Consider the following 906-nt stretch of genomic DNA (forward strand, 5'->3'; position numbering starts at 1 on the left):
GCACGAACATCGCACCCATAGCGCCCCGCAGCCGTTCGGCCTGACTGTGACGAATGGAAAGGATTTTGTCCTTGTACTCCTCAGGGAAACTTGGGCCGATTTGTTCAGCGGTCAGCATAAATGGGACGGTCAACAGCAGCGCACGTTCCTGATCGCCGATGGCTTCCTCGCCCTTGGTTTTGCGGCGCTCTTCGATATCGAGCAGACGGTGGTACATGTCTTTTGACATGCCAAGCCGCAAGAACAACGGGTGATCGGCCCCATCTCGCCCGAAAGTCTGGTTTAGGGTTTCCAGAACGGCCTGAGCGATGCTGAGCGCGTCATCATCAAGGCCATTGCCCGTAAGCAACGACAGAAACCGGTGGTCCCCCGCCAGAATGTCCGGTGCGATATCATGCGTCGGTGAAGCGAACAGCAGGTTCCCGCCCAAGGGCACGGCGGGATTGAACTGGTCAGGATCGAACCGATAGACATACTTGTCCAACCCGCGCTCTTGCAGGCGTGTGGCAACGGTATCTCGCAGATCGACTATTTCTTTCGCCAGCACCGGGTGTACTTCCGGGTCGAACTGAGAGCGCAAAGTGCGCCTGAACATAAATTCATCAATGCCCATCGCTTCGACAAGCTGGAACCACCAATCGCGAATATCCTCGATGTCATCAAGACCCGCGAGGCTTGGATCGATCCATTCATCGGACAGTGAATCGGGTGGGTTCCCGGCGCGCACGGCTTCGATCTGGCGGCGTGAGGGGGCCTGCAATGCACCACTTTCGTGTTGAGGATGCGTGCGCAGCGGCATTAGCAGGTTATCACCCAATGTTCCGTCGAACAGGTAAGGGCGTGAATAGGCATAGCCGATCCGCGCCGCAATCACCGCCTGATGCAGGCTGTTGAGGTTGTGGCCAG

At 57.4% G+C, this 906-nt stretch carries 1 pseudogene; it reads right to left on the bottom strand.

Going from position 1 to position 906, the window contains the following annotated elements:
- Positions 1 to 906 (bottom strand): annotated as a pseudogene (locus tag ACR0EL_RS21915) (ABC transporter ATP-binding protein); the annotation flags it as partial.

This window comes from Ruegeria sp. AH12, assembly GCF_056541465.1.